Annotated in this window: 24 protein-coding genes, 1 tRNA gene and 1 riboswitch; of the genes, 19 read left to right on the forward strand and 6 right to left on the reverse strand. The window is 59.1% G+C overall.

Annotated features, from left to right (window positions below):
- Nucleotides 1-101 precede the first annotated feature (101 nt).
- Both ACRESJ_RS08155 and ACRESJ_RS08160 read right to left on the reverse strand, forming a co-directional pair.
- A complete protein-coding gene (locus tag ACRESJ_RS08155; protein WP_431757451.1) occupies nucleotides 102-539 on the reverse strand; it encodes a hypothetical protein in 438 nt (145 codons plus the stop codon).
- Between the two features lie 168 nt (nucleotides 540-707).
- A complete protein-coding gene (locus tag ACRESJ_RS08160) occupies nucleotides 708-965 on the reverse strand; it encodes a hypothetical protein (RefSeq protein WP_431757452.1) in 258 nt (85 codons plus the stop codon).
- 277 nt (nucleotides 966-1,242) lie between these two features.
- Nucleotides 1,243-1,343: riboswitch (guanidine-I (ykkC/yxkD leader) on the forward strand.
- A gap of 60 nt (nucleotides 1,344-1,403) precedes the next feature.
- On the opposite strand from ACRESJ_RS08160, the gene ACRESJ_RS08165 reads away from it, so the two are divergent.
- The 16 genes from ACRESJ_RS08165 (at nucleotide 1,404) to ACRESJ_RS08240 (ending at nucleotide 18,051) form a co-directional block, all read left to right on the forward strand.
- Nucleotides 1,404-2,471 (forward strand): putative urea ABC transporter substrate-binding protein, encoded by a 1,068-nt coding sequence (locus tag ACRESJ_RS08165; RefSeq protein ID WP_431757453.1) that lies wholly within the window; start codon nucleotides 1,404-1,406, stop codon nucleotides 2,469-2,471.
- Nucleotides 2,472-2,486: 15 nt separating this feature from the next.
- Nucleotides 2,487-3,302 carry an ABC transporter permease gene (locus ACRESJ_RS08170; protein ID WP_431757454.1) on the forward strand — a complete coding sequence of 272 codons (816 nt, stop codon included), beginning with the start codon at nucleotides 2,487-2,489 and terminating at the stop codon, nucleotides 3,300-3,302.
- Nucleotides 3,299-4,087, forward strand: a complete 789-nt coding sequence (locus ACRESJ_RS08175) for an ABC transporter ATP-binding protein (RefSeq protein ID WP_431757455.1) — start codon at nucleotides 3,299-3,301, stop codon at nucleotides 4,085-4,087. Before ACRESJ_RS08170 ends, ACRESJ_RS08175 begins: the two co-directional genes overlap by 4 nt.
- 13 nt (nucleotides 4,088-4,100) lie before the next feature.
- Nucleotides 4,101-4,826, forward strand: a complete 726-nt coding sequence (locus tag ACRESJ_RS08180; protein ID WP_431757456.1) for an urea amidolyase associated protein UAAP1 — start codon at nucleotides 4,101-4,103, stop codon at nucleotides 4,824-4,826.
- Between the two features lie 11 nt (nucleotides 4,827-4,837).
- Entirely contained in the window at nucleotides 4,838-5,488 is a 651-nt protein-coding gene (locus tag ACRESJ_RS08185; protein WP_431757457.1) for an urea amidolyase associated protein UAAP2, read from the forward strand.
- A 281-nt stretch (nucleotides 5,489-5,769) separates the two neighbouring features.
- Nucleotides 5,770-9,402: an urea carboxylase gene (gene uca, locus ACRESJ_RS08190; RefSeq protein ID WP_431757458.1), complete on the forward strand. Its 3,633-nt coding sequence runs from the start codon at nucleotides 5,770-5,772 to the stop codon at nucleotides 9,400-9,402.
- A 25-nt stretch (nucleotides 9,403-9,427) separates the two neighbouring features.
- Complete coding sequence (atzF, locus tag ACRESJ_RS08195) at nucleotides 9,428-11,206, forward strand: allophanate hydrolase (protein WP_431757459.1); 1,779 nt, start codon at nucleotides 9,428-9,430, stop codon at nucleotides 11,204-11,206.
- Nucleotides 11,207-11,461: 255 nt separating this feature from the next.
- A complete protein-coding gene (locus ACRESJ_RS08200) occupies nucleotides 11,462-12,955 on the forward strand; it encodes a sensor domain-containing diguanylate cyclase (protein WP_431757460.1) in 1,494 nt (497 codons plus the stop codon).
- The gene (locus ACRESJ_RS08205; protein WP_431757461.1) at nucleotides 12,942-13,160 is read left to right on the forward strand and encodes a cysteine-rich CWC family protein; all 219 of its coding nucleotides are present in this window, start codon (nucleotides 12,942-12,944) and stop codon (nucleotides 13,158-13,160) included. The genes ACRESJ_RS08200 and ACRESJ_RS08205 overlap by 14 nt, the downstream gene beginning before the upstream one ends.
- Before the next feature lie 33 nt (nucleotides 13,161-13,193).
- On the forward strand, nucleotides 13,194-13,886 hold the full coding sequence (locus ACRESJ_RS08210) for a pseudouridine synthase (RefSeq protein WP_431757462.1): 693 nt from the start codon (nucleotides 13,194-13,196) through the stop codon (nucleotides 13,884-13,886).
- 315 nt (nucleotides 13,887-14,201) lie between these two features.
- Nucleotides 14,202-15,086, forward strand: a complete 885-nt coding sequence (locus tag ACRESJ_RS08215; protein ID WP_431757463.1) for an alpha/beta fold hydrolase — start codon at nucleotides 14,202-14,204, stop codon at nucleotides 15,084-15,086.
- 167 nt (nucleotides 15,087-15,253) lie between these two features.
- A tRNA-Gly gene (locus ACRESJ_RS08220) sits at nucleotides 15,254-15,327 on the forward strand.
- A gap of 1,168 nt (nucleotides 15,328-16,495) precedes the next feature.
- Nucleotides 16,496-16,654, forward strand: coding sequence for a hypothetical protein (locus ACRESJ_RS08225; protein WP_431757464.1), 159 nt, complete (start codon nucleotides 16,496-16,498; stop codon nucleotides 16,652-16,654).
- On the forward strand, nucleotides 16,651-16,857 hold the full coding sequence (locus tag ACRESJ_RS08230; RefSeq protein WP_431757465.1) for a hypothetical protein: 207 nt from the start codon (nucleotides 16,651-16,653) through the stop codon (nucleotides 16,855-16,857). Before ACRESJ_RS08225 ends, ACRESJ_RS08230 begins: the two co-directional genes overlap by 4 nt.
- A 71-nt stretch (nucleotides 16,858-16,928) precedes the next feature.
- Entirely contained in the window at nucleotides 16,929-17,732 is an 804-nt protein-coding gene (locus ACRESJ_RS08235; protein WP_431757466.1) for a BRO-N domain-containing protein, read from the forward strand.
- 79 nt (nucleotides 17,733-17,811) lie between these two features.
- A complete protein-coding gene (locus ACRESJ_RS08240; RefSeq protein WP_431757467.1) occupies nucleotides 17,812-18,051 on the forward strand; it encodes a DUF7706 family protein in 240 nt (79 codons plus the stop codon).
- Nucleotides 18,052-18,114: 63 nt separating this feature from the next.
- Here the strand turns inward: ACRESJ_RS08240 and ACRESJ_RS08245 are convergent, their stop codons facing one another.
- Nucleotides 18,115-18,492 carry a hypothetical protein gene (locus ACRESJ_RS08245; RefSeq protein WP_431757468.1) on the reverse strand — a complete coding sequence of 126 codons (378 nt, stop codon included), beginning with the start codon at nucleotides 18,490-18,492 and terminating at the stop codon, nucleotides 18,115-18,117.
- Nucleotides 18,493-18,841: 349 nt separating this feature from the next.
- Between ACRESJ_RS08245 and ACRESJ_RS08250 the strand changes: the two genes are divergently transcribed.
- The 3 genes from ACRESJ_RS08250 to ACRESJ_RS08260 are packed head-to-tail and all read left to right on the forward strand — an operon-like array spanning nucleotide 18,842 to nucleotide 20,136.
- Nucleotides 18,842-19,018, forward strand: coding sequence for a hypothetical protein (locus ACRESJ_RS08250; protein ID WP_403017845.1), 177 nt, complete (start codon nucleotides 18,842-18,844; stop codon nucleotides 19,016-19,018).
- Nucleotides 19,019-19,032: 14 nt separating this feature from the next.
- Nucleotides 19,033-19,662, forward strand: coding sequence for a GNAT family N-acetyltransferase (locus ACRESJ_RS08255; RefSeq protein WP_431757469.1), 630 nt, complete (start codon nucleotides 19,033-19,035; stop codon nucleotides 19,660-19,662).
- Between the two features lie 15 nt (nucleotides 19,663-19,677).
- Nucleotides 19,678-20,136: a hypothetical protein gene (locus ACRESJ_RS08260; RefSeq protein WP_431757470.1), complete on the forward strand. Its 459-nt coding sequence runs from the start codon at nucleotides 19,678-19,680 to the stop codon at nucleotides 20,134-20,136.
- Between the two features lie 46 nt (nucleotides 20,137-20,182).
- Here ACRESJ_RS08260 and ACRESJ_RS08265 read toward each other — a convergent pair whose 3' ends face one another.
- The 3 genes from ACRESJ_RS08265 to ACRESJ_RS08275 all read right to left on the reverse strand — a co-directional run bounded on the left by ACRESJ_RS08265 (nucleotide 20,183) and on the right by ACRESJ_RS08275 (nucleotide 23,821).
- A complete protein-coding gene (locus tag ACRESJ_RS08265; protein WP_431757471.1) occupies nucleotides 20,183-20,944 on the reverse strand; it encodes a DNA adenine methylase in 762 nt (253 codons plus the stop codon).
- A 61-nt stretch (nucleotides 20,945-21,005) separates the two neighbouring features.
- On the reverse strand, nucleotides 21,006-22,061 hold the full coding sequence (locus tag ACRESJ_RS08270) for a phage portal protein (protein WP_431757472.1): 1,056 nt from the start codon (nucleotides 22,059-22,061) through the stop codon (nucleotides 21,006-21,008).
- Nucleotides 22,061-23,821: a terminase ATPase subunit family protein gene (locus ACRESJ_RS08275; RefSeq protein ID WP_431757473.1), complete on the reverse strand. Its 1,761-nt coding sequence runs from the start codon at nucleotides 23,819-23,821 to the stop codon at nucleotides 22,061-22,063. The genes ACRESJ_RS08270 and ACRESJ_RS08275 overlap by 1 nt, the downstream gene beginning before the upstream one ends.
- Nucleotides 23,822-23,884 lie beyond the last annotated feature (63 nt).

A 23,884-nucleotide genomic window follows, 5' to 3' on the forward strand; every position in this document is an offset into this window, starting at 1 on the left:
GGCTTGCTCGCGAAAGCGGTGTGTCAGATACGGTGGTGTTGACTGACACGACGCCTTCGCGAGCAAGCCCGCTCCCACATCGGAATTGCGCTTAGAGGAGGTTAGCGGTGATTGCCCCGGCCATCGCGATCACCTCGGCCTGCGTGATTATTGTTGTTGCGCCCGCCACGATGATCGTTGTTCCAACCGTCACGGTTACCCCCATTCCATCCATGATTCTGATACGCCCGGTAGTCAGGGCGTGACTGGTAATAACGCGGGGCCGGCTGGTAATAGCGCGGCGACGGTTGGTAAACCCGTGGTTGGTGGTAATACCGTGGCGTAGGTTGGTAATACCGCGCCGGCGGTGCGTAATAACGGGCCGGCGGCGAATAGTAGCCACCATTGGAATAGTAAGAATTACCGCCGGCGTAATACGCAGGCGCCGGCGAGGTATAGACCTCGGAACTGTAGTAGCTGACTCCTCCATCGGAATAAGGCACGCATCCACCAAGGGACAAACCCAACACAGCAATCAGTAGAATTTTTTGATAGAGCATGGCGGCCTCCTGGACCGCGAGAGAGCCATACCAGCGACGCTGGCAGGCGACAGCCAAATGTTTCTGCGACTGTCGATAGATCAGACATCGATTTCGAGATCCGGTGCGTTCCTGCAACAAGTTGAAACATCTCGCCGATGAAAGGTTTTCCATCTATTCACGGGCTGACTAATGGTGCCCATGACGATATCCACCGCCGTAATAATGTGGCCCGTGCCCACCCCGATAGTAATAGCGATAGCCGCCATAGAAGTGCGGGCCGCCGTAGTAATAACGCGGGCCGTAATAGTAGGAATAAGGCGAATAGCCAGGGTAGCTATAGGGGGAATAGTAAGGCGACGAATACTCATCGTAGGAGCCGGCGTAGTAGTAGCAACCGGTTAATCCAAGACCCAGAACAACAGCAAACAACAATCGACGAAACATGGCGGCCTCCTGAAAGACCTTCAGCCGAAACAGGCCGACTGACACTTGTTTTGACTGATATTTGCTACCCAAGTGCCGAATCGCTCCTGCCTTCGGATCAGCGGCCAGCCACGCCACATCTCAGTGCACCGACGCACCATCACAACGCAGCCTGGTGCTGACCTTCTCTTCTCAAAATCCTCAATACCCCAAACTAGAGCTGTTCTACGGACTTGGCACGCCTCTCGCTTAATCAAACCCGTGCAGGAGTCATCACAGGTTCGCGGCACCACAATTTGCAATGGCTGACTAGGGTTCCGGCTCGCAAGCGCGAGTGACTGGTCCGAGAGTTGGCGACCTCCAGTTGAGGTTACACGGCGGGACAAAAGCCCGGGAGACAAGCCACCGTTCGCGGTGCCGCTGCCTTCCTGCTCGCCCTTGATCAACTGGAGAACCACCATGTCCCAGCTTCGTTTACCCGCCCTCCTCGCCGCTGCTTTCGCAGCTCTCGTAAGCCTCTCTTCCCAGGCTGCACAGAAAGACCACTTCAGCGTCTGCTGGACGATCTATGCCGGCTGGATGCCGTGGGAATACGCCGGCAGCCAGGGCATCGTCGATAAGTGGGCGAAGAAGTACGGCATCAAGATCGATGTTGTGCAGCTCAACGACTACGTCGAATCGATCAACCAATACACCGCCGGCCAGTTCGATGGCTGCACCATGACCAACATGGACGCACTGACCATTCCCGCGGCCGGTGGCGTCGACAGCACCGCGCTGATCGTCAGCGACTTCTCCAATGGCAACGACGGCATCGTGCTCAAGGGTGAAGGCAAGACAGTCACCGACCTCAAGGGAATGGACGTCAATCTGGTCGAGCTTTCGGTGTCCCACTACCTGTTGGCCCGCGCCCTCGATTCGGTGGACCTCACCGAGAAAGACCTGAAGGTGGTCAACACCTCCGACGCCGACATCTCGGCGGCCTTCAACACCGATCAGGTCAACGCCGTCACCACCTGGAACCCGATGCTCTCGGACATCAAGGCCAAGCCAGCGGTCAGCGAAGTGTTCAACTCCAGCCAGATCCCTGGCGAGATCATGGACATGATGGTGGTCAACTCCCAGACCCTCAAAGACAACCCTGCCCTGGGCAAAGCCTTGACCGGTGCGTGGTTTGAAGTGGTTGAGTTGATGAACGCGAAAAACGCTACCGGCAAGGCTGCACTTGAACACATGGCCAAAGCGTCCGGCACTGATCTCGCGGGGTTCCAGGCACAACTGGACACCACCAAATTGTTTGCCACGCCCCAGGAAGCCCTGGCGTTCAGCACCAGCAAGCAATTGCCGGACACCATGCGCAGGGTCGCCGAGTTCTCTTTCCAGCACGGCTTGCTGGGTGAAGGCGCCAAGGACACCAGCGCGGTCGGCATGGCCTTCGCCAATGGCGTGACCAGCGGCGACAAGGGCAACCTCAAGCTGCGCTTCGATCCGAGCTACGTGCAAATGGCCGTAGACGCCAAGTTGTAAGAAGAGGACTTGGCCATGCGCCTGATCAATCGCCACCCGGATCGCCCGAGTCGCCTGATGTTGGTGATCCTGCCATTCGCCCTGGTGCTGCTGGCCTACTTCATGGGTTCGGCCGAGCGACTGGCGGACAACCCCAACGACAAGCTGTTGCCCAGCGCCGTGCAGATGACGGACGCGGTGAAACGCCTGGCCTTCAGCGCCGACAGCCGCACCGGTGAATACGTGCTTTGGCAAGACAGCGCTTCCAGTCTGCGACGCCTGGCCATCGGCCTGGGCATCAGCGCACTGGCCGGGCTCTGCCTGGGCATCGCCGCTGGCACCCTGCCGCTGTTCGGTGCGCCGTTGTCGCCGCTGCTGACGGTGCTTTCAATGGTGCCACCGCTGGCAATCCTGCCCATTCTGTTCATCGTTTTCGGCCTGGGCGAGTTGTCGAAAGTGATGCTGATCGTGATCGGCATCACCCCGGCGCTGGCTCGGGACCTTGAGCAGAGGGCCAGGGAAATCCCGGTGGAGTTGCTGATCAAGGCCCAAACCCTCGGTGCTTCGACCTGGACCTTGATGCTGCGGGTGGTGTTGCCGCAATTGCTGCCACGGCTACTGATCTCCCTGCGCTTGATGCTGGGTTCGGCGTGGCTGTTCCTGATTGCCGCCGAAGCGATCGCCTCCACCGACGGCCTCGGCTATCGGATTTTCCTGGTGCGTCGCTACCTCGCGATGGACGTAATCCTGCCGTACGTGGTGTGGATCACCCTGCTCGCCTGGCTGATGGATTGGGGCCTGAAACGCCTGACCCACCGCGCATTCCCCTGGTATGAAGGAGCGCGCGCATGAGCTTCATCACGGTGAAAAATGTCTGGCAGCAATACGCCGATCAGGTGGTACTCGAAGGCCTGAACCTGAGCGTCAACGAGGGTGAGTTCTGCACACTGGTGGGCGCTTCAGGTTGCGGTAAATCGACCTTCCTGCGCTTGCTGCTCGGCCAGGAACGCGCCAGTCGCGGCGAAATCCTGCTCGACGGCCAACCCCTGGCCGGCGAACCCGATGCCAGCCGTGGCGTCGTGTTTCAGCGCTACTCGGTGTTCCCGCATTTGAGCGTACTGGACAACGTCGCCCTCGGTCTCGAACTGCCACGCTCGCCATTGCTCGGGCGCTTGTTTGGCGGCGCTAAAAAAGAGGCTCGCGATCAGGCCTCGGTGCTGCTGCACAAAGTCGGCCTTGGCCACTCGCTGGACAAGTACCCATCGCAGCTTTCCGGTGGCATGCAGCAACGATTGGCCATCGCTCAGGCGTTGATCATGAAACCCCGTGTGTTGCTGCTCGACGAGCCGTTCGGCGCCCTTGATTCGGGCATCCGTAAAGACATGCACGCCTTGCTGCTTGAGCTGTGGCGCGAGACGCAACTGACGGTGTTCATGGTCACCCATGACCTGTCTGAAGGTTTCAGCCTCGGCACCCGTTTGCTGGTGTTCGACAAGGTCCGCGTCGACCCGCACGCCCCCGGTGCCTATGGCGCGCGCATTACCTATGACATCCCTTTGAACAGCGACCGCCGCGCACAGCGCGCCGCCGTCGACGCCTTGCCGGTGCAACTGGCGGGCTCACTTCGAACCGCTTGAGAGGACTCTGGACATGACTGATTCGACCCAACTGTTCCCGCCCTTCGCCGAAGAAATGCTCCCCGGCGGCGGCCATCGTTCCTTCGTGCTCAAACGCGGTCAATTGCTGCGCCTGACCGACATTCGCGGCGGCGCCAACGTCAGCCTGACGCTGCTCAATGCCAATGAAAAAACCGAACGCTTGAACCTGCCCGACAGCCTCAAATGCCAACACACCGCCAAGCTCACCACCGGTCACTGCCTGTACTCGGACATGGGCCGCGTATTGGCTGCCATTACCGCCGACACATGCGGTTGGAGCGACAGCCTTGGCGGTGTGCTCTGTGCTGAAGAAGTCGCACAAAAGTACGGTGCGGGCCGCTATCAGGAGCTGCGCAACGGCTTCTTCCGCAACGGCACCGACAACCTGCTGGTGGAGCTGGGCAAGTGGGGTTTGGGCCTGTCGGATTTGCTGATGACCCTCAATCTGTTCAGCCGCGTGAACGTCGATGACGCCGGGCGCTTGCACTTTGTCGAGGGCAACTCGAAGGCCGGCGACTACATCGAGTTGTACGCACCGATGGACACCCTGGTGGTGCTCACTGCCCTGCAGCATCCGATGGACCCCTCGCCTGAGTACGCGCCCAAACCGCTGAAACTCAGCTGGATGAACGCCGACGCCAGCGTCGCCGAACACTGCCGAATCTCGCGCCCGGAAAACGAGCGCGGCTTTATCAATACCGACCGTCTGTTCGCTTGAGGATTGCTGCCATGTCACTCGCTACCGTCACCGCCGTTAACACCAGCAGGCAGCCAGAATCCGCGATCTACCGCGCCACCATTCCCGCCGGTGAACCCTGGCTGATGGAAGTCAAGGCCGGGCAGACCTTGCGCATCCTCGACCTGGAAGGCAATCAGGCCGTAGACACCCTCTTCTACAGCGTCGCCAACCCGAAAGAACGCTATGACGTGCAGCGCACGCTGCGCCGTCAAAACAGCGTGTACCTGAGCACCGGCAGCGTGCTGTATTCCAACCTTGGCAAGCCGATGCTGACCATCGTCGCCGACACCTGCGGACGTCACGACACCCTCGGCGGTGCCTGTGCGCAAGAGAGCAACACCGTGCGCTATGCCCTGGAAAAACGCTACATGCACAGCTGCCGCGATAACTACCTGCGCGCCTGCGTGCATGACGGGCGGCTGGGCAAGGGCGACATCGGACCGAACATCAATTTCTTCATGAACGTGCCGGTCACCGCCGACGGCGGGCTGACCTTCGAAGACGGGATTTCCGCACCGGGCAAATACGTCGACCTGCGCGCTGAAATGGACGTGATCGTACTGATCTCCAACTGCCCGCAACTGAACAACCCGTGCAACGGCTACAACCCAACCCCGGCGGAGTTGTTGGTATGGAATTGAAATTCTCGCGGTTGCGGCGTTGGCTGTTTGCCCTGTGCCAAGCCCGTTCTGGCCAGTGCCTCAAACAGCAAGAACACCACTAAACCCTGTGGGAGCGGGCTTGCCCGCGATGGCGGTGTATCAGACAACCTCAATGTTGTATGTACTGGCCTCATCGCTGGCAAGCCAGCTCCCACAGGGTTCGATGGTGATCTGAAGAGAACTGATTCTGCCGTCGGGGACGACCCCGGCGCTCATCGAAAAACTGCGGGACGGCCCGCATCCCCATCAGGGGTTATGCCATGTTCGAAAAAGTCCTGATTGCCAACCGTGGCGCGATTGCCTGCCGCATCCTGCGCACCCTGCGTGAACTGCAAGTCCAGGGCGTTGCCGTGTACTCCGAGGCCGATGCCGCCAGCCTGCACATCCTGCAAGCCGACGCCGCCCACAGCCTGGGTGAAGGCGCAGCCGCGGGCACTTATCTGGCGGTCGATAAAATCCTCGGCATCGCCAAATCCAGCGGCGCCACCGCGATCCATCCTGGCTACGGTTTTCTCTCGGAAAACGCCGCATTCGCCGAAGCCTGTGAAGCCGCAGGCATCGCCTTTATCGGCCCGACGCCAGAACAGCTGCGCGTGTTCGGCCTCAAGCACACCGCCCGCGCACTGGCCAAGCAACATGGCGTACCGATGCTCGAAGGCACCGAACTGCTCGATAGCCTCGACGCGGCGTTGATCGCTGGTGAACAGGTCGGTTACCCGGTCATGCTCAAAAGCACTGCCGGTGGTGGTGGCATCGGCATGCGCGTGTGCCGCAGCGCTGCCGAGTTGAGCGAATCCTTCGAGGCGGTCAAACGCCTTGGCCAGAACAACTTCAGCGACGCCGGTGTGTTCATTGAGAAGTACATCCAGCGCGCCCGGCATCTGGAAGTGCAGGTGTTCGGCGACGGCCGGGGTGAAGTGATCGCACTCGGCGTGCGTGACTGCTCGGTACAGCGGCGCAACCAGAAAGTCCTCGAAGAAACCCCGGCACCGAACCTGCCCGAGGGCATGGCCGATGAGCTGTGTGCCGCCGCGATCAAACTGGCCAAAGCGGTGAATTACCGCAGCGCTGGCACCGTGGAGTTCGTATTCGACAGTGACGCCCAGCGCTTCTATTTTCTGGAAGTGAACACCCGTTTGCAGGTCGAACATGGCGTCACCGAACAGGTGTGGGGCGTCGACCTGGTGCGCTGGATGGTGCAACTGGCGGCCGGTGATCTGCCTCCGCTGGGTGAGTTGTTTGAGGGTTTGAAACCGCAGGGCCATGCAATCCAGGCACGCTTGTATGCCGAAGATCCAGGACGGGATTTTCAGCCGAGCCCTGGTTTGCTCACCGCCGTGAATTTTCCGCCGGCCAACGGCATTCAACTGCGCATCGACACCTGGGTCGAAGCCGGATGCGAGATCCCGCCGTACTTCGACCCGATGATCGCCAAGGTCATCAGTTGGGCACAGACCCGCGAACAGGCCCGCGCCGAGTTGCATCAAGCCCTCGGCGACAGCCAACTGTATGGCGTGGAAACCAACCGTGACTATCTGCGGCAGATTCTGCTCGATACCCCTTTTGCCAGCGGCCAGCCGTGGACTCGCTGCCTGGAAGGGCTGGTGTATCGGGCCAACACGTTCGAGGTGATCAGCGCAGGTACGCAAACCAGTGTTCAGGATTACCCCGGTCGCCTCGGCTACTGGGCGGTGGGCGTGCCGCCATCGGGGCCGATGGACAGTCGCGCGCTGCGGCTGGGCAACCTGATGCTGGGTAACGATGAAGGCGCAGCGGCGCTGGAAATCACCATGAGCGGGCCGCTGCTGCGCTTCAATTGCGATGCGGTGGTGGCGGTCACCGGGGCGACGATCCCGTTAACGCTGAACGGCGAAACGGTGCCGATGAACACCACGCTATTGGTTGCGGCCGGCGCAACACTGAGTCTCGGCACCATCGCCGGCGCAGGTGCACGCAGTTATCTATGCCTGCGTGGCGGCCTGCAAGTGCCGGATTACCTGGGCAGCAAAAGCACTTTCACCCTTGGCCAGTTCGGCGGCCATGGCGGTCGTGCGTTGCGTGCGGGGGATGTGTTGCATGTACCAGCGTTGGGTGACCGCAGCGTTGATCAGCAACTGGCTGAAGATCAAACCGTCGAGTTGCCCGACGTGCGGCAGATCCGGGTGATCTACGGCCCGCACGGAGCCCCGGAATACTTCACCGAAAACTACATCGGCACCTTCTTCGCCACCCAATGGGAAGTGCATTTCAACTCCAGCCGCACCGGCGTGCGACTGATCGGACCGAAACCGGAATGGGTGCGGGCCGACGGCGGTGAAGCGGGTCTGCATCCGTCGAACATTCACGACAATCCCTACGCGATTGGTGCGGTGGACTTCACCGGTGACATGCCGGTGATCCTCGGTCCCGACGGCCCGAGCCTGGGTGGGTTCGTGTGCCCGGTGACAGTGATCGAAGCGGATCTTTGGCAGTTGGGACAACTGAAGGCCGGAGATAAGGTGCAGTTCCTCCCAGTCGATATCAAAACCGCCCGCGCGCTCGCCTGCAAATGGGATACCTGTGGGAGCTGGCTCGCCAGCGATGGGGCCCGACCAGACACCGCATCAACTTCATCGCTGGCAAGCCAGCTCCCACAGAGTCTTGTGTCGCCTGTTGTTTTGGAGTTGGGTCAGGGAGACAAGAAACTGGTCGCAAGACTCTCCGGCGATACTCATTTGCTGCTGGAAATCGGCGCCCCTGAACTGGACCTCGTCCTGCGCTTCCGCGCCCACGCCCTCATGCAAGCCTTGGAAAGCAAACACCTGCCGGGCGTCATCGACCTCACCCCGGGCATCCGCTCGCTGCAAGTGCATTACCAGCCCGAGCAACTGTCGCTCTCCGACCTGCTCGGCATCGTCGCCGGTGAATGGGATGCCGTGTGCGCTGCCAAAGACCTGCAAGTGCCGTCGCGTATCGTGCATCTACCGCTGTCCTGGGACGACCCGGCTTGCCAGTTGGCCATCGAGAAATACATGACCACCGTGCGTAAGGACGCGCCGTGGTGCCCCAGCAATCTGGAGTTCATCCGCCGCATCAACGACCTGCCGAATCTCGATGAAGTGCAGCGCACGGTGTTCGACGCCAGCTATCTGGTGATGGGTTTGGGCGACGTCTACCTTGGTGCCCCCGTCGCCACCCCGCTCGACCCGCGCCATCGCCTGGTGACCACCAAATACAACCCGGCCCGCACCTGGACCGCGGAAAACTCGGTGGGCATCGGCGGCGCCTACATGTGCGTGTACGGCATGGAAGGCCCCGGTGGTTATCAGTTCGTCGGGCGCACGTTGCAGATGTGGAACCGCTACCGCGAGGTCGCCGCGTTCGATGGCAAGCCGTGGCTGCTGCGCTTCTTCGACCAGATCCGTTTTTACCCGGTCAGCGCCGATGAACTGCTGCAAATCCGCCGAGATTTTCCCCTCGGGCGCTTCGACCTGAATATCGAGCACAGTCAGCTGAATCTCGCGGATTACCAGGCGTTTCTGACGCGAGAAGCCGAGACCATCGGCGCTTTTCGTGATCAACAACAGGCCGCGTTCAATGCCGAGCGCGAGCGCTGGATCGCCAGTGGCCAGGCGCATTTCGACAGTGAAGAGCTGGCCGTGGAGGCAACCGAGGATGCGCCGCTGGGCAACGGCCAGCAGAGTGTCGACAGCCACATCGCCGGCAACCTCTGGCAGGTGCAGGTGCAGACCGGTAGCCGGGTCGAGGCCGGTGATGTGCTGGTGATTCTGGAGTCGATGAAGATGGAAATCCCCGTGCTCGCCCCGATGGCCGGCGTGGTCCGCGAGATTCGCGTGCAACCCGGTTCCGCCGTGCGCGCCGGACAGCGCGTCGTGGTGCTGGAACTTGACTGAACCCATTTTGAACAGGACTGACACCATGAACATCAATCTGCAACTCGATGCCCTGCGCAACGCTTACCGCGACGGCAGCACCACGCCCCGAGAACTGTTGCTGAACCTGCGGGACAAAGCCGCGGCGCTCAATCCGGACTATCACCTGTTTATCCATCTGCTCAGTGTGGAGGAGCTGGAACCGTACCTCGCCGGCCTCGATGGCCGCGATATCGACAGCTTGCCGCTCTATGGCGTCCCGTTTGCGATCAAGGACAACATCGACCTCGCCGGCATTGCGACGACGGCGGCCTGCCCGGCGTTTGCCTATGTGCCGCAGCGTTCGGCAACCATCGTTGAGCAACTGCTGGCGCTGGGAGCGATCCCGTTGGGAAAGACCAACCTCGATCAATTCGCCACCGGCCTCAACGGCAGTCGCTCGCCGTATGGCGCGTGCCCGAACAGCGTGTTGCCCGAGTATCCATCGGGTGGCTCCAGCGCCGGCTCTTCACTGGCGGTGGCGTTGGGCGTGGCCAGTTTTTCGTTGGGCACTGACACGGCGGGCTCCGGACGCGTGCCAGCGGCGTTGAACAATCTGGTCGGATTGAAGGCCAGCAAAGGGCTGATTTCCACCGCAGGCGTAGTGCCGGCCTGTCGCACGCTCGATTGCGTCACCACGTTTACCGCGACCGCCCGGGAGGCGAGTCAGCTGCTGGCATTGACCGCAAAACTCGACCCTCGGGACGAGTACAGCCGCAGTAATCCATTGTGGAATGACGGCTCGGCGTTTGGTGTACCGCGCCCGTTCCGATTTGGGGTGCCCCGGGCGCAGGACCTGGAATTTTTCGGGTGCGCTGAAGGGCCGGTGTTGTTCGGTGATGCCGTTGAGCAACTCAAGAGTCTGGGCGGCGAAGCGGTGGAACTGGATCTGACGCCGTTCCTCGAAGCCGCACGCCTGCTTTATGAAGGACCTTGGGTGGCCGAGCGCTACAGCGTGGCCGGTGAACTGATGGAGCAAAATCCCGAAGCCGTGCTGCCGGTGATCCGCGCCGTACTGGCCAAGGCGCCAGCCGTCAGCGGCGTACAAACCTTCCGCGCCCAATACCGCCTGCAAGCGCTCAAAGCCCTGTGCGACAAAGCTTTGGATGGCCTTGATTGCGTGGTCACTCCCACCATCGGTCGCCCCGTAACGCTGGCAGAACTGGACGCAGAACCGGTACTGCGCAATTCGGAATTGGGTTACTACACCAACTTCATGAACCTGCTCGACTACGCCGCCGTCGCTGTACCTAGCGGGTTCATGAGCAACGGCCTGCCGTGGGGCGTGACGTTGTTTGGCCGGGCGTTCACCGATCAATATCTGCTGGGCGTTGCCGATGCTCTGCAGCGTCAGAAAGGCTTGGCGGCCCCTGCCCCGACGACCGTTGCACGCCATGACTGGGCTCGACTGGTGGTCTGCGGTGCGCACCTGGATGGCTTGGCGTTGAACTGGCAGCTCAAACAACGCGGCGCTCGATTGCTGGAAACGACCTTCAGCTCACCCGACTATCAACTCTATGCACTCGCTGGTGGCCCACCGTTTCGCCCAGGCATGGTCCGCGTGAAAGACAGTGGCGTGGCCATTGCCGTGGAAGTCTGGGAGTTGCCGAGCAGTGAGTTGGGCTCGTTCCTGACCGGGATTCCAGCGCCGCTGGGGCTGGGCAAGGTGCAATTGGCGGATGGTCGCTGGGAAAGCGGCTTTATCTGTGAGGCGTATGGGCTGGAAGGAGCAACCGAAATCAGCCATCTCGGCGGATGGCGTGCGTACCTTAAAAGCCTAGCCTGACCGCGTAATGCTGATCGCTTAAACGAATGAAGGTAGGAGCAGCCGGTCGACGCTCGATTGCTCGCGAAAAACACGCAGACGCCGCAACCATTCAGGGAGCTCGCGTCATCGTTAGCGTTTTTCGCGAGCAAGCTCGCTCCTACAAGTTTTTGCAGAGTAATGGAGGAACGACCATTCGCGGCGCACATGGAGCAGTTATTTCCCGGCAGTTACCATTAGAATGCGTGCCATCGGATTACTGACAATGGAATTGCCATGCCGCTTCGCTCGCCACTGTATTCTCAACGTTCGTTGGTCCTCACGCTGGTTGCGTTGCTGGGCGCAGGCTTTCTCGCCACGTCTTTCCTCAGTTATTACGCCTCGCGGGCGTCGATCCGCGGCAACATCGTCAACACCGAACTGCCGCTGACATCCGACACCGTCTACTCGGAAATCCAGAAAGACCTTGTCAGACCGATCCTGATTTCCTCAATGATTTCTCGCGACACCTTCATGCGCGACTGGGTGGTCAACGGCGAAAAAGACCCCGACCAAATGACCCGTTACCTCAACGAGGTCATGACCCACTACGGCGCCTACACGGCGTTTTTCGTCTCCGACGCCAGCCTGACCTATTACCACGCCAAGGGCGTGCTCAAGCAGGTCAAGGCCACCGAACCGCGCGACGTCTGGTACTTTCGCGTGCGCGACATGAAGGATCCCTACGAGATCAACGTCGACCCGGATCTGGCCAACAAGGACAACCTGACCGTCTTCATCAACTACAAGGTCTACGACTACAACAATCGCTTCATCGGTGCCGCGGGTGTCGGTTTGACGGTTGATGCGGTGATCAAGTTGATCGACAAATACCAGCAGCACTACCAACGCAGCGTGTACTTCGTCGACACGTTCGGGCGCCTGGTGCTGACCGGTGCCGAGGGTGGCCCGCAAGGCGCGCAGGCCGGGCAACAGCTCGGTGAACTCGATAGCATGAAAAACCTGGTCAGCCAGTTACCCAAGCCCCACAGCGGCAGCTTCGAATATTCCGGACAGGGCCAGGGGCATTTCCTCAACGTACGCTTCATCCCGGAGCTGAACTGGTATCTGTTTGTCGACAAGCTCGAAGACGGCGACCTCAGTGACATTCGCCGCTCGCTGTACCTGAACCTGCTGATCTGCCTGGTCGTCACGTTGACCGTGCTGGCCCTGCTCAATCAAGTCATCAGACGTTATCAGGACAAGATTCAGGCCCAGGCCACCCTCGACAGCCTCACCGAACTGCCGAACCGTCGAGGCTTCGACCTGTTGGCTGCACAAGCCATTCACGAAGCTCAACGCGAACCGAGTCCACTGACGGCGTTGCTGCTTGATCTGGACCACTTCAAGGCCTTGAACGATACCTACGGTCACCTGGCAGGTGATCAGGTATTGATCGGTTTCGCTCGTGACCTACAAAGCTGCTTGCGTCACTCCGACATCGTCTGCCGTTGGGGCGGTGAAGAATTCATCGTGCTGCTCAAGGACACCGACGGCGAGACCGGGTTGATGATCGCCGAGAAAATTCGTCAGCATGTGCAGGAGCAGCGTTATGCCTACAACGGCAGCAGCTTGCATGTGACCGTCAGCATCGGCCTGACCACCTTGAAAACCGACGACACCTTGCACAACCTGCTGTCGCGGGCCGATCATGCAATGTACCGGGCCAAGCAAAGTGGCCGTAACCGTACCTGCGCGGAAATGCCTCACTCCAACTATGAACCCGCCTGACCTCTGCCCCGCCTGCGGTGCCCGCAACGACTGCACCCTGGCCGACCCGCGAACCGCCGCTCAAACGTGCTGGTGCTACGGCGTCACCATCGACCCTGCGGTGCTCCAGGCGCTGCCGGCGCAACTGCGCAACGCCTCTTGCCTGTGCCCGCGCTGCGCCGAAGTCGAAGCGCAGTTGCAAGCGGCGGCCCGGCTGATCGAGTAAGATGCGCGCCCCTTTTATCCCCGACTTTTAAACATGCGCGTCGACCGTTTCCTCAGCAACCTGCCGTGCTTCAACCGTAAGCAAGTACGCCTGCTGCTGGTTGAAAAACGCGTGCGTGTCGACGGAAAAGTCGTCAGCGACCCACACAGCGAAGTCCGCGAGTTCAGCCGTATCGAAGTCGACAACGAAGTGCTGCAAACCGGCAAACCGTTGCGACACTTCATGCTTCACAAGCCCACCGGTTGTGTCAGTGCTACCCGCGACCCGCAGCACCCGACCGTGCTCGACCTGATCCATGAGACGGACAAGAACGAGCTGCACATCGCCGGACGCCTGGACTTCAACACCACCGGCCTGATGCTGATCACCAACGACGGCAGTTGGTCACGACGCCTGACCCAGCCGCAGACCAAACTGCCCAAGGTCTATTACGTCGAAACCGAGCAGAACATTGGCCCCGAATACGCGACCACCTTCAGCGAAGGGCTGTACTTCGCCTTCGAAGACCTGACCACCCAACCAGCCGGGCTAGAGCTGCTGGGGCCGAAGTCGGCACGGCTGAGCATCGTCGAAGGACGGTATCACCAGGTCAAGCGCATGTTCGGCCACTTCAATAACAAAGTCCTGCGCCTGCACCGCGAACGCATGGGTCCGCTGGTGCTCGACGATGAGTTGAAACCGGGCGAATACCGCCCTTTGAGCGATGATGAGATCGGATTGATCTAAGCCCACGACCGCTCAGCAGAAGTTGTCGAACAATTTGGCAAAGACACTTGCGCAATGATGTGACCCCTGCTTGAATCAGGACGTCGGCCGAAATGTGACCGATGAGTCACAACATACTTCTAAGAAACTTTTTGCCGGTAAGGGACCCCTTGGGTTCCGGCCTCACCCGGCAAACTGCCCGCCAATAACAACACCCGTCGACCGGACTGCAATGGATCGACATGGGCCTCCAAAAATTCCAGGCATATGCCTACCTGTCACAAAGCTCGTGCAATCTCATTTGCGCGCATACCCGCTTGCCAGGAGTCTTATGACATGAGGCCAGAAATCGCTGTGCTGGATATACAGGGTCAATATCGGGTTTACACGGAGTTCTATCGGGCAGGCGCCGCAGAGAAGACCATCATCCTGGTCAATGGCTCGATGTCCACGACTGCGTCGTTTGCTCAAACCGTTAAAAACCTCTATCCGCAGTTCAACGTGGTCTGCTACGACCAGCCCTACGCGGGCCAGTCAAAAGCCCACAACCTGCATGAGAAAATGCTGACCAAGGAAATCGAAGGGCAGATCCTCCTGGAGCTGATCGACCACTTCGGCGCCGAACACGTGCTGTCGTTTTCCTGGGGTGGCGCCGCGACCCTGATGGCACTGTCGCAAAAGCCACGTCGCATCGAAAAAGCCGTGATCAGCTCGTTCTCACCGGTCATCAACGCGCACATGCTCGACTACCTCGAACGCGGCGTCGATTACCTTGGCAGCCGCGACGGTGACAGGGTCGGGCATCTGGTGAACGACACCATCGGCAAACACTTGCCGTCGTTGTTCAAGCGCTTCAACTACCGTCACGTCAGCTCCCTGGCCGAGCATGAGTACGGGCAGATGCACTTCCACATCAACGACGTGCTGCACAGTGATCGCCAGTGCTACCTGAATGCGGCGAAGAAAATCGACGTGCCGGTGCTGTTCCTCAACGGCGAATGGGACGAATACACCGCCGCCGACGACGCCCGACTGTTCGGCAACCACGTGCAACACAGCACGTTCAACACCATCCAGGCCACCGGCCACTTTCTCGACATGGAACACAAAGCCGCCTGCCGAGACAGCCGCAATGCACTGATGGGGTTCCTGAAGCCGGCGCAACACGAAAGCCGACCGCGTTTCAACTACGTCCAGGACCACCATGCATTGTCCATCTGAAACAGCGTCATCGCGAGCAAGCCCCGCCCTCCTAAACCCGTAGGAGCGAGGCTTGCCCGCGAACGACCGTCAGAGGGTCTTCGCTAGTGTCACCTGCGCTAAACCCATCTGGCGCAAAGAAAAACTTCATTTCCACACGCACATCTGGTACAAAGTCACCGCTCTGAGCGGGTGTCGTATAATGGCATTACTCCAGCTTCCCAAGCTGATAACGAGGGTTCGATTCCCTTCACCCGCTCCACTATTTTCAAGGGCTCCAGACGTGCCAGTTTGAGCCCCAGCGTGTTTGGTGACAGTTCCGGTGACAGTTTGCGTGTAAGCGGGCTGTTACAGGTGCGAGAACCTGCCGCCACCCTCCCCCTACGCCTATTCCTTTTTTATGTTGACCCATGGGAAACCAGTATTTTTGGTAAGTTTTCCCCGGACCACTCTGAAAGCCTTAAAACACAAGGCTTCTAGGTTATTGAATTAGGTAAGTTTTAAGTAATATCTAGAAATAACATTACCTTTTACCAAGGTCAGAAATCGAAAATAAAATATCTATATAAAACATATAGTTATAGAAAAATTACTCCCCTCATTACTCAAAAAAGCCAGTGCAAAGTAAGTGCTCAAAACCGCATCGCACGCGGGCCCCAGCTGATTCCTTACCTGCTCATACCTAAATTACTTGTTTCCCATGGGTCACCTGAGAAATGGGCCTTCGGATCGCGCTCACGGCCGCTCGCAAAACAAGGGGTGCGTGCAGGGTTCTGTAGGGTTTTCTCGACCCCTGTTCGCTCAGGAGAGGCCCAGCAGGCGCTGCTGGAGGATGGGTGCAGGTGTGCAGAAATTGAGACCGATTTAGCCCGCAGGCGTGGCGGGGGGATGACGGCGCGCGCCAGGTGAAGCCCCACCCTGGCCGACCGGGCCCCGCCCCAAGACGGTGCGCGCCGCTCCTGCCCCGCCGGGTCTAGCCTTGACGACACCTTGGGCGTCACGCCCCCCTTCGCCGCGCCCCAAGCCCCGCGTTTACTGGCCCGCAGGGTCGTGATCGATGGACGTGACAGTGGGTCAATGGTATGTTGAGCTGGGTTATTTTCGCCCGCAGGTCGACACATCTTCTTTGTGCCGGCACGAATACTTGTAAACAATTTGTTGACCAGTATTCGCTTGATCAGTAGATTGTGGGCGTCGCTGCCAATTCAGCGATCCGGTTTGGTCGCCGGGATAAATCAAGGCGCAACAGCGCCCCGTAACGATTGCAGGCGCTTTTTTTGTGTCTGCAACTTCATGTTATGGCGGCTGTGCGTGGGAGGGCTTCGGCCCTGCCGGGTTCCTTGATCCCCGGTCGACCAACCTGCGTACAGCTGCCACCCCAATTGCTTGGTCGCGATCGGTGGCAGCTCCTAAATTCAAGGAGCTACACGATGACCGCCCTCATTCCGTCCAAAATCCGCGCACTTGCCCATCGCCGCATGGCCCTTGCCGCGCTGCATGCTGACTCATCTCTCTCCAGTCGCCTCAGACGTTACAACCATCACATGCACCAGGTGCGCGTTCTGGAAACGCACGGCGGTGCCCAATGAGAAGGCCCTACGGTCTCACCGATGCCGATCTGTTTGATCTGGAACGGGTGCGGGATTCGCTTTCCCTAGTGCATGCGCTTGCCCAACAGGCCACCGAAGCGGGGTTGTACCACCCGCAAATGCTGGCCGGCTTCCTGGACAAGATCTGCACTGATCTGGATAGCGTCATTCGCTCAGCCAACAGCACTCCACGTCGGATCTGATCCCAAAGGGGGGGGTGTGGTACGCCCCCCCCTTTCGTGACAACTCAAAACCTTAAATAGAGCCAATAACAATGAAGACACCATCGCTTTTTGAGTTCGAAACGCAGCCGGTCCGGATCCTTGACGAACAGGACGGCGAAACCTGGTTTGTTGCTGCGGACGTGTGCAGGGTTTTAGAGATCGCTAACCCGCGCAATGCATATGCACGCTTGGAAGACGACGAGAAGGGGGTCCGCACTATGGACACCCTTGGCGGACAGCAGGAGATGATGATCGTAAACGAGGCTGGCCTATATAACTTGCTGTTCAGCAGTCGCAAGCCTCAAGCGAAGCGGTTCAAGCGCTGGGTCACCCATGACGTCCTCCCATCGCTGCGGAAAACCGGCAGCTACTCCCTGGGCGAGAAGCTCACGGTCAATCAGCAGATCAGCATGTCGAAGCATCGCCTCGGGCTTGTTAAGGAGTTGATGCGAACCCGTAATCGAACTGTGCGTGATTTGCTCGGCGTTGAAATCACTCAGTTGTCCACCGCAATGGGTCTGCCAATACCGGATCTGGACACCATCGGCAGTGTCGAGCCTCCTCAGGCCGACATCGTTGCCGACTTCTGGGCCGCGCTGCTGCAGCTGGACTCCAAGGGCATCGCGTACAACCACTCCAAGGATCCGCAACTGATCGGCCTGAACATGCCGCACCTGGGCGAACTGTTCGCCGCAAACGGTATCCAGACGGTGATCAGCACCGAGGTCACTACAGCGCTCAAGCGTTGTACCGAGCCTCAGTTCTTGGGGATGAAGGCGGTGGACAGCACCATTCGCAAAACCACGACGAAGTGCTGGGTATTCAGGAAGCCGGCGCAAATCCAAGCGCAGTGACGAAAGCAGCCCTTACCGTCTAGGTAAGACGACGGTAAGGGCGATAGCTTCTCTATCTTTTATAGGTGGGACACCGAAAATGAGTGAGACACAAGAAACCAATGATCCAATAACCCTGACCATTGCCACCCCAGCAGGTGCTTATGAAAGCGAGTTTTTGACGCAGGCTGAAACGTCTGCACTCGCCCAATTCGTGAAGCGCGTCGGCTGGTTCGAATTCAACAGCCACGCGGCCAACGAAGATGAGGCCCACCTGGTCAAACAGGCCGTGGATAAGCTGCAGGATGTCCTATCGCGCTCCGGCTACGATCCGCAATAACGCGCTCGGGTTCGGCGCAACGCTTATAAAGGCTCCTACCTGCGGACAGGTTAGGGGCCTTTTTTATGGGAGAGGATCGTCATCATCAATGGCCGCAGGTAGGCGCCCGCGCTCCTCAGTCATTATCTGCTGGAGCAAATGTAGCGCCGTGAGGTTGCCCCCCAGGTGATGACGCCAGGACTGGTGGGTGCTCTTGTACAGATCATCGACCTTGGCGATAACGCGCCGGTAGCGCTCGACCTCGAGCACAAGCCGCCGGCACTCCGGATGGTTGCTCCAGATTTGGCGCAGTTCGGCCTGTGTGACAGGCCTGAATGAGGGCAGATCGCGAGCCATATAAAACGACCAATACTGTATAGTTGAACAGTATTTTTGCACGCAGATTGCGGTACGCATAGCGCCGCTGAGCGCTTCGAGAAAGCTGGATTTGGGCTGGCGCATGGTGCGGCTTACCGTGGGGGTAAGCAGCGGTTAGCAAAGTGCGTGCGTGATCTTCAAAAATAATTCATGCCTTTGAAGCGCCGAACGCTTCACCGTTGAGAAAAAACATTAGTACGTTGAAGGGCTTAGCGAAGTCGAAACTCGTTCGCCAGTGTTTTCCATCGCTGGTTCGCACACATTTGTAATCCTGATTGGGTTGACATAGTTATTGATCGTGTTCAAATGTGTTTGTGCCACCACACAAAGCCGAATACTGAGCAGTACAGCGGAGCAAAGCCGCGTTCGGCGGATGAATCGTTAATAACGATCCTTCAAGCGCAGTGCTTACCACTGCAAGGAAAGATTCAAAATGGCAATTAAAAGCGAAACCTTCAGCCGCGTTGAGCTGACTGATGAAGACGCTGCCCGCTTCGTGCAACACATGCGCGATGACAAACCCAATCCAAAAGCCCAGGCATCCTATGCCCGTGGCCGCGATATCCTGAGCCAGGTTTTCGGTCAGCAAGGTAGCGCGCGTCCTCGTTAGTTCAGCGAGCTCCGATGCAGGTAGGCGTCGATTACTTCATTGAAAAGCTGCACTCCGAACACCAAACCAGTCGATTCTCAATGGGCCCAGACGAAAGTCTGAGGCCCTTGAAGTCGTTCATTCAAAACAACGCCCTAGCCTTCCAGACCAGCAACGTCGCCGTCACATACGCGGCAATTGTGCCTCCCGCTGATCCAAACGACCCGCAGGCAAAAAAGCGCATCATTGCCTATGTGACGCTCACCTGCAGCGAGATCGATCTCGACGGGGCGTACCCGCTGGAAGATTGCGAGGCCGCGAATCGATACCAATCGATATCGGCACTGAAAGTAGCCCGCTTAGCCACTCACAGGGACTACGCTGGACATCAAATCGGAAAGACTCTCATGGAGTTCGCCATCGCTCTGGCCGTACACCAGGTCGCGCAATTCGTGGGCTGTAGGTTTCTGGTCACCGATTCAAAGGCGAACTCTGTAGGGTTCTATCAAAACAAACTGGGATTCACGCTGTTGGACACCGAGGAAAATCGGAACCGTGAACACCCTGTGATGTTTTTGGACCTGAACAAGCTCGATCTGAACGCGCCGCCGGCAGACGTCCTGGACGAACCCGAGGGAAGTACTCAAGAGGCAGAACCTGCATAGGTGGAGGAACGACGTATGTCTATTTTCGGATTAAGCACCGCTGAAGGTGCGCTGATCGTCTCCGGGGCTGCGTTTGGCCTCTCCCTCTACACCCTCGCAAAAAACAGAAATTCCGTCAGTGTTTACGTCGCCTGCGATCAGGATGGGGATTATTTGTGGCTGACCAATAACAGTCCCCATGCCGTTACCATCGTTGATATGGGGACTGTCAATGCTCGGTGGGGTCGGCGATCCCTACTTCGTGAGGATCCACTTAAAAGGCGGATTGATCCCAGGGATGTAACGGCCGTGTACTTACGACCTCAGATCGAGGGATACATGAATCGCAATGTGTATCTGCCGTTGGGGGCGTACATCGAAGTGGCTACGGGCCAAAGGTTCTACAGCCGGAGCCTGATCGCCCGCGTCTGGGGCCGCTTGCGAGCCTGGATGAAGATCAGTGCCAAACACGAGTCTTCGTCGCATCATCCTTGAAATAGACCAGAAGGGCTTCGGTCTATCGCCGGAGCCCTAAATTTTTTTACCAATTGAAGTAAACCAGCTCGTTCACTTCAATCCCGCCATTGCCGCCCACGGTATGCCGGAACGGCACCTCCTTCAGGCGCAACCCCGCAAACACCTCGCGAATCTTCGGATGGTCACCCACCGATATCACCATCTTGCCCCGGATCGATCGCGCCAGATCCGCCATGGCTTCGAACTGCTCAAACCCAAAATCTCCAGCGTCATACCCGGCGGTTTCCCAATACGGCGGGTCCAGGTAAAACAGCGTGTGATTCCGATCGTACCGGCGGATGCACTCCTTCCAGTCCAGATTCTCAACGGTGGTTCGCGCCAGGCGCAGATGGGCGTCGCTGAGCTTTTCTTCGATACGTAGCAAATTGAGCCTCGGCGCTGAGGTGGTCGCGGTCCCGAAAGATCGGCCCTTTGCCTTGCCGCCGAAACACAGGGTCTGCAGGTAGAAAAAGCGCGCTGCGCGCTGGATATCAGTCAGCGTGCGCGGCGCCTGCTCTTTGGCCCATTCGAACATGGTGCGGCTCACCAATGCCCATTTGAACTGGCGCACGAACTCCTCCAGGTGATTGGCCACGACCCGATAGAGGTTCACCACCTCGCCGTCAAAGTCGTTGATCACTTCTACGCGGCTGGGCTCCTTCATAAAGAACAATGCCGCGCCGCCGCAGAACGGTTCGACGTAGCAATCATGGTCTGGAAACTCCGGCAGGATGTTTTTCGCCATGCGGCGCTTGCCGCCCATCCAAGGGAAAATCGGTGCAGACATCGGTGATCCTTACTTCGGATTGATAAAGGCGGCAGTTCCAATGAACAGCCGCACGGGCTGATCATTTGTCGGAAACAGGTTCCAGCGGCCTCCAGCGAATCACCTCTTCGCCCAACCATTCATTGACCTGCTGCAGACGTGCCTGGATGGGCTCGAGCTCATTCATCGCCCAGATCTGCGCGGCTTCTTTGATCGAGCCAAAGCCGCCTGCGTTTTGCGGCACGATGCCCATCAACTGAGGTGGGATGCGTAACGCCGCGAGCATGTCGTCGCGGCTGATGTTCTTGATCGAGCTGAATTCATCCTTCGCGGCCACCTCACTGACGGGGATCAGCTGAATTCCGTCCTTTTTCCCGCCCGGGGCGTACATGAACAAGTTCCGGAAATTGCCTGGCCCTTTGGCGGACTTGAGCGCGCTGCGCAATGCACCCACGTCTGTCTCGTTCTGGGCCGTGTCAGTCATGTACATGATGAAACCGGCGTGACTGCCGTTGTTGTAGTACTTGCGTCGGAACAAGGTGGCGGACTCGTTGAGCAGTGCGCTCTGCAGGGCCGGCAACCATTCCGGCAGGCCGTAGATCTCCTGGTTAATGTCCGCCTCACGCTGGTGATAAACCGTCCCGCGCTTGAACTCGTACTCGTCGCGCCAGCCGCGCACCTGGTAATAGGTTTCAAGGTCCTCGCCACGTCGCATGTATTTGCCCAGGGCGGGCTGCAGGCCGAGCGTGCCGCGCAGCATGTTTTCGCGTTTTTCCAGGTAGCCGTTGCCGCACCAGAGGAAGTCCAGGGCGAATTGCTCGAAGGTCTGCCGAGACAGCAATTTGTGGGGGATGAAGGTGCGGGCCAGCATGTTGCGCTTGAAATTCAAACCCGATTGCAGAAACACGCTGGCCCGGGAGGACTTGGCCAGCCCATCGAGGGACATCGGCGGTTCATACCAGCGCCCGTTCAGCCAGCACTCCAGGTAATCCAGAATCCCCCGCTCATCGAGCACCGGCGTGGGGTCTCCGAAGGTGAAGGCCTCCATCTTGCCGCCGGTTGCCGGCAGCACCTGTCCCTGGGCCGCAGCCGGGGCTGAAGTGGACAATTGCGTGGTGTCGCTGCCGCTGTTGCTCATCAGTAAATCTCCATGAAGCTGGTATTCGTTGAGGTTTGGCCCTCAAGCGGTTCGTTCTGCAATGCGTGGAAAAGTGCCCAGGCCAGATCCGCGTGCCCCGTCTCGTCTGTACGGCCGGCCGTATAAGTGAACTGCCGGCCGCTGGCGGTGATGGTCTTGCGGATCGCCATCAGCGACTGGGCCATGTCGATCCAGCCGGCGTCGAACTCCAGGCGTCCTTTGTGAATCACGTCGTAGGCCTTGAGCACCAGGCGCGTCTTGACCTCGGGGGAATAGCTGAAGGTCGTCACGTTGGGAAAAAACTGGCGCACCAGCTGGGCCACGCCAGAGCCCATGCCAGTGATGTCGATGCCGATGTACGTCACCCAGTAACGCATCGTGACCAGGCGGATCGCCTCGGCCTGTGCGGCGAAGTCCATACCGCGGAACTGGTGGCGCTCGAGCACGCGGAACTTGCCGCCAGGGACGGTCGGCGGGGCAACGACCACCAGACCGGAGCTGTCACCGGTTTCCGCAGGGTCGTAGCCAATCCAAACCTGCCGATCGGCAAACGGCCGTGCGGCGAAGGGTTTGTAGTCCTCGGACCACTCCACCCAGCTGTCGACCATGCAGGGCTGTAGGACGTTGAGCGGGAAGATGCTCGCCCCGTCGTCGACGAACTGGCACATCAACAGGTTCGCGAAGGCGTCCGCGTTGTACTCGAGGCGCAGCTCTTCCAGGTCGAACAGGTCGCAACCGCGCTGCTCGGCATCCAGGATGGTGACGATCTGGCGCCAGATTCGGTCCTCGCAAAGTCGGCCCTGCTGCAGCGCGTCGTGCGACACGTCGAGTTTCAGCCGCTGGGCCACCGGCTTGCCCTTGTTGAAGCGTTCGCCGGTCCAGAACGTGTAGGCCTCGTGCGCCATGCTCGATGGCGTGGAAAAATAGGTGCGTCGGTATTGCTTCTGCATCGCCATGCCGCTGGCGACCTTGTTCAACTCATTGAACTTGAACGTCCAGAAGAATTCGTCGAAGTAGAAATTACCGTGGTAACCCTGAGCGGTTCGGGCGTTGGTACCGAGGAAGTGCAGTTCGGCGCCGTTGGCCAGGATGATTGGGTCGCCGGTGAGCTCGACGCCGCAAACCTCGCGGGCGAAGCCTTGAATGTAGGCCTTGAAGATGTGCGCCTGGTTCTTCGACGCGGATAGGAATATCTGGTTGCGGCCGGTGACCAGGGCATCAATAAACGCCTCCCGGGCAAAGTAGTAAGTGGCACCGATCTGCCGGCTTTTGAGGATTGCCCTGGTGCGCTGATTGCTCGCCCGGTACCAGTCCATCTGATAACCAAAACAGCCGTCTTTGAATGCCTCGGTGAGCAGCTCGATTTGGTCTTCGCTAAATTCGTTGCGCGCCGCTTTCTTCTTCGGACCTTCGTTGCGTTTGGCCAAGTTGGGGTTTAGGTCGGTGTCGGTACCGCCGGACTTGTACCGCTCAATCCGCGCCTGGCGCTCCAGCTGACGGTGCAGCAGGTCAATTTCCTTGAAGTCGCCGCCGGTCTTGCCTTCCTTGAGGATCAGCTGCACCAGGCGGGCTTCCAGCGCACCGCCAATCCGCTCGACGTTATCGGCCCGATCCCATTCATCACGCGTCTTCCACGCATGAACGGTCTTTTCCTTTTCATCCAGCATTTCTGCGATCGCGCAGATCCGCAGTCCGGTCCAGTAAAGGAACTTGGCCTGACGGCGGTTATCGCGGATGGGAGTGGCGTCGGTTGTAGTCATGGCGGCGATGCTGACGCCTCGCGCGCGTGAAGGCGTAGCGATGTGCCATGTAGCGCATGGGCC

The organism is Pseudomonas sp. (assembly GCF_050739655.1).
Lineage (GTDB): Bacteria > Pseudomonadota > Gammaproteobacteria > Pseudomonadales > Pseudomonadaceae > Aquipseudomonas.

What these genes read in the sequence shown, in the direction of transcription:
- ACRESJ_RS08155 (WP_431757451.1), bottom strand. Translation starts at nt 539, where the DNA reads ATGCTCTATCAAAAAATTCTACTGATTGCTGTGTTGGGTTTGTCCCTT.
- ACRESJ_RS08160 (WP_431757452.1), bottom strand. Translation starts at nt 965, where the DNA reads ATGTTTCGTCGATTGTTGTTTGCTGTTGTTCTGGGTCTTGGATTAACC.
- ACRESJ_RS08165 (WP_431757453.1), top strand. Translation starts at nt 1,404, where the DNA reads ATGTCCCAGCTTCGTTTACCCGCCCTCCTCGCCGCTGCTTTCGCAGCT.
- ACRESJ_RS08170 (WP_431757454.1), top strand. Translation starts at nt 2,487, where the DNA reads ATGCGCCTGATCAATCGCCACCCGGATCGCCCGAGTCGCCTGATGTTG.
- ACRESJ_RS08175 (WP_431757455.1), top strand. Translation starts at nt 3,299, where the DNA reads ATGAGCTTCATCACGGTGAAAAATGTCTGGCAGCAATACGCCGATCAG.
- ACRESJ_RS08180 (WP_431757456.1), top strand. Translation starts at nt 4,101, where the DNA reads ATGACTGATTCGACCCAACTGTTCCCGCCCTTCGCCGAAGAAATGCTC.
- ACRESJ_RS08185 (WP_431757457.1), top strand. Translation starts at nt 4,838, where the DNA reads ATGTCACTCGCTACCGTCACCGCCGTTAACACCAGCAGGCAGCCAGAA.
- uca (WP_431757458.1), top strand. Translation starts at nt 5,770, where the DNA reads ATGTTCGAAAAAGTCCTGATTGCCAACCGTGGCGCGATTGCCTGCCGC.
- atzF (WP_431757459.1), top strand. Translation starts at nt 9,428, where the DNA reads ATGAACATCAATCTGCAACTCGATGCCCTGCGCAACGCTTACCGCGAC.
- ACRESJ_RS08200 (WP_431757460.1), top strand. Translation starts at nt 11,462, where the DNA reads ATGCCGCTTCGCTCGCCACTGTATTCTCAACGTTCGTTGGTCCTCACG.
- ACRESJ_RS08205 (WP_431757461.1), top strand. Translation starts at nt 12,942, where the DNA reads ATGAACCCGCCTGACCTCTGCCCCGCCTGCGGTGCCCGCAACGACTGC.
- ACRESJ_RS08210 (WP_431757462.1), top strand. Translation starts at nt 13,194, where the DNA reads ATGCGCGTCGACCGTTTCCTCAGCAACCTGCCGTGCTTCAACCGTAAG.
- ACRESJ_RS08215 (WP_431757463.1), top strand. Translation starts at nt 14,202, where the DNA reads ATGAGGCCAGAAATCGCTGTGCTGGATATACAGGGTCAATATCGGGTT.
- ACRESJ_RS08225 (WP_431757464.1), top strand. Translation starts at nt 16,496, where the DNA reads ATGACCGCCCTCATTCCGTCCAAAATCCGCGCACTTGCCCATCGCCGC.
- ACRESJ_RS08230 (WP_431757465.1), top strand. Translation starts at nt 16,651, where the DNA reads ATGAGAAGGCCCTACGGTCTCACCGATGCCGATCTGTTTGATCTGGAA.
- ACRESJ_RS08235 (WP_431757466.1), top strand. Translation starts at nt 16,929, where the DNA reads ATGAAGACACCATCGCTTTTTGAGTTCGAAACGCAGCCGGTCCGGATC.
- ACRESJ_RS08240 (WP_431757467.1), top strand. Translation starts at nt 17,812, where the DNA reads ATGAGTGAGACACAAGAAACCAATGATCCAATAACCCTGACCATTGCC.
- ACRESJ_RS08245 (WP_431757468.1), bottom strand. Translation starts at nt 18,492, where the DNA reads ATGCGCCAGCCCAAATCCAGCTTTCTCGAAGCGCTCAGCGGCGCTATG.
- ACRESJ_RS08250 (WP_403017845.1), top strand. Translation starts at nt 18,842, where the DNA reads ATGGCAATTAAAAGCGAAACCTTCAGCCGCGTTGAGCTGACTGATGAA.
- ACRESJ_RS08255 (WP_431757469.1), top strand. Translation starts at nt 19,033, where the DNA reads ATGCAGGTAGGCGTCGATTACTTCATTGAAAAGCTGCACTCCGAACAC.
- ACRESJ_RS08260 (WP_431757470.1), top strand. Translation starts at nt 19,678, where the DNA reads ATGTCTATTTTCGGATTAAGCACCGCTGAAGGTGCGCTGATCGTCTCC.
- ACRESJ_RS08265 (WP_431757471.1), bottom strand. Translation starts at nt 20,944, where the DNA reads ATGTCTGCACCGATTTTCCCTTGGATGGGCGGCAAGCGCCGCATGGCG.
- ACRESJ_RS08270 (WP_431757472.1), bottom strand. Translation starts at nt 22,061, where the DNA reads ATGAGCAACAGCGGCAGCGACACCACGCAATTGTCCACTTCAGCCCCG.
- ACRESJ_RS08275 (WP_431757473.1), bottom strand. Translation starts at nt 23,821, where the DNA reads ATGACTACAACCGACGCCACTCCCATCCGCGATAACCGCCGTCAGGCC.